The organism is Rhodovulum sp., from assembly GCF_011048875.1.
GTDB classification, from domain to species: Bacteria; Pseudomonadota; Alphaproteobacteria; order Rhodobacterales; family Rhodobacteraceae; genus Rhodovulum; species Rhodovulum tesquicola.
This window is the reverse complement of the sequence record NZ_DSDD01000314.1, coordinates 1-2,328: the sequence shown is the minus strand read 5'-3', so window position 1 is coordinate 2,328 and position 2,328 is coordinate 1. Positions and strand designations below refer to the sequence as shown.

2 protein-coding genes and 1 pseudogene are annotated in these 2,328 nt (G+C 67.8%); all 3 read left to right on the top strand.

Annotated features, from left to right (window positions below):
* Window positions 1–37 precede the first annotated feature (37 nt).
* Window positions 38–1,141 (top strand): phosphate acyltransferase PlsX, encoded by a 1,104-nt coding sequence (gene plsX, locus ENN83_RS11105; protein ID WP_287186996.1) that lies wholly within the window; start codon window positions 38–40, stop codon window positions 1,139–1,141.
* A 2-nt stretch (window positions 1,142–1,143) separates the two neighbouring features.
* Window positions 1,144–2,115 carry a beta-ketoacyl-ACP synthase III gene (locus ENN83_RS11100; protein ID WP_287186993.1) on the top strand — a complete coding sequence of 324 codons (972 nt, stop codon included), beginning with the start codon at window positions 1,144–1,146 and terminating at the stop codon, window positions 2,113–2,115.
* Between the two features lie 111 nt (window positions 2,116–2,226).
* Window positions 2,227–2,328 (top strand): annotated as a pseudogene (locus ENN83_RS11095) (integration host factor subunit alpha); the annotation flags it as partial.

Here is a 2,328-nt window from a genome sequence, read left to right as displayed (position 1 = left end):
GCCTGAGGCCCAGGGCCGCACGTCCCCCGCGTCGAACATGAGCACGCAGCACTGTCAGGAGCCGCTGGCCGAGGCGCCGCGCAACGTCATATCGGTCGACGCCATGGGCGGGGATCGTGGTCCCGCGGCCGTGGTCGCGGGACTGGTCAAGGCCGCCACCAGGAATTCCGAGATCCGGTTCCTCCTGCATGGACGGCGGAACGAGCTGGAGCAACTGGTCTCGCGCCGCAAGGTGCTGGCCGGGCGGGTGGAGATCCGCGATGCCGCCGACATCGTCACGATGGAGGCGAGACCCAGCCAGGTGATGCGCCATGGCCAGGCGACCTCGATGTGGTCAGCGATCGACAGCGTGCGCAATGGCGAGGCGCCGGTCTGCGTGTCCTGCGGCAATACCGGGGCGCTGATGCTGTTGTCGATCGTGCGGCTGCGCAAGCTGCCGGGCGTCAACCGGCCCGCCATCGCCTGCCTGTGGCCCTCGCGCAATCCGCACGGGTTCAACGTGATGCTGGATGCCGGCGCCGATGTACGCGCGGACGAGCATGACCTTCTGCAATATGCGCTGATGGGCTCGTCCTATGCGCGCAACGGGCTGGGGCTGGACCTGCCGCGGGTCGGCATCCTGAATGTCGGCACCGAAGAGAACAAGGGACGGGCCGAGCTGAAGGCCGCCCATGACCTGATCGAGGCGAGTTGCGCGGCCGGGCAGTTCGATTTCGTCGGCTTCGTCGAAGGCGGCGACATTCCCTCGGACAAGGTCGACGTGATCGTGACCGACGGCTTTACCGGAAATGTGGCTCTGAAGACCGGCGAAGGCACCGCCCGGCTGGTCGGCGATTTCCTGCACGAGGCGTTCAGCGCGACGCCACTGTCGCGGATGGCGGCATTGCTGGCGCTGACCTCGTTGCGGCGCCTCAAGAAGCGGATCGACCCGCGCCGGGTGAATGGCGGGGTGTTCCTCGGGCTGAACGGCACGGTGGTCAAGTCGCATGGCGCGTCGGATGCCACCGGCGTCGCCGCGGCGGTCAGGCTGGCCTGGGAGCTGGCGCAATCGGGCTTTACCGAGCGGCTGGCGGCGCGCGTTGCCACGGCCTCCGGGCCGGTCCCCGAAATGGTCAAGGACGTGGCCGGAGGCGAGCGGTAGACATGGTGACACGGGCCATTGTCAGGGGCGTGGGCCATTATCTGCCCGCGCGCGTGGTCGAGAATGCCGAGTTCGAGGCGACGCTCGAGACGTCCGACGAGTGGATCCGCTCGCGCTCGGGGATCGAGCGGCGCCATCTGGCGGGCGAGGGCGAGACCACGGCCGACATGGCGATCAGCGCGGCACGGGCGGCGCTGGACGATGCGGGACTGGCACCCGACGAGGTGGATGCGATCGTCCTGGCGACCTCGACCGCCGATCTGACCTTTCCCGCGGCCGCGACCATGGTTCAGGCGGGGCTGGGCATGACGCGCGGCTTTGCCTTCGACGTGCAGGCGGTTTGTGCCGGCTTCGTCTTCGCGCTGGCCAATGCGAACGCGATGATCGCGACCGGGATGGCGCGGCGCGTGCTGGTGATCGGGGCCGAAAGCTTCAGCCGGATCATGGACTGGACCGACCGCGGCACCTGCGTGCTGTTCGGCGATGGCGCGGGCGCACTGCTGCTGGAGGCGGGCGCGGGCGCGGGCGGGTCGGATGATCGCGGCGTGCTGGCGATCGACCTGCATTCGGACGGGCGGCACAAGGACATCCTTTACGTCGATGGCGGCACCTTGACGGGCATGACCGGGCATCTCAGGATGCAGGGCAAGGAAGTGTTCCGCCATGCCGTCGAGAAGCTGGCCGACACCGCCCATGCGGCGCTGGACAAGGCGGGGCTGAGCGGGGCGGATGTCGACTGGCTGGTGCCGCATCAGGCGAATCTGCGGATCATCAAGGCCACCGCGCAGCGCATGCAATTGCCGATGGAGCGGGTGATCGTCACCGTGCAGGACCATGGCAACACCTCGGCCGCGTCGATTCCGCTTGCGCTGTCGGTGGGCAAGGCAGAGGGGCGGATCCGGCCCGGCGACCTGGTCGTGACCGAGGCGATCGGCGGCGGGCTGGCCTGGGGTGCGGTGGTTCTGCGCTGGTAAGGTTGCGCGCAAATGCCATCCTGCAAGTCGTTGTCATTGACTCGGAAATCCGTTTCTCCCTAAGCTTTTAGGCAGTCGGGGACTTTCGGGTTTTTGATCAGAGGGGACGCCATGTCCGGCAAAACGCTGACACGAATGGATTTGACCGAAGCGGTGTTCCGCGAGGTGGGCCTGTCACGCAACGAATCCGCCGACCTGGTGGAGAGCGTCCTG

Bases quoted from the DNA above. Each gene is read 5' to 3' on its own strand.
- plsX (WP_287186996.1), top strand. From the start codon at position 38: ATGAGCACGCAGCACTGTCAGGAGCCGCTGGCCGAGGCGCCGCGCAAC.
- ENN83_RS11100 (WP_287186993.1), top strand. From the start codon at position 1,144: ATGGTGACACGGGCCATTGTCAGGGGCGTGGGCCATTATCTGCCCGCG.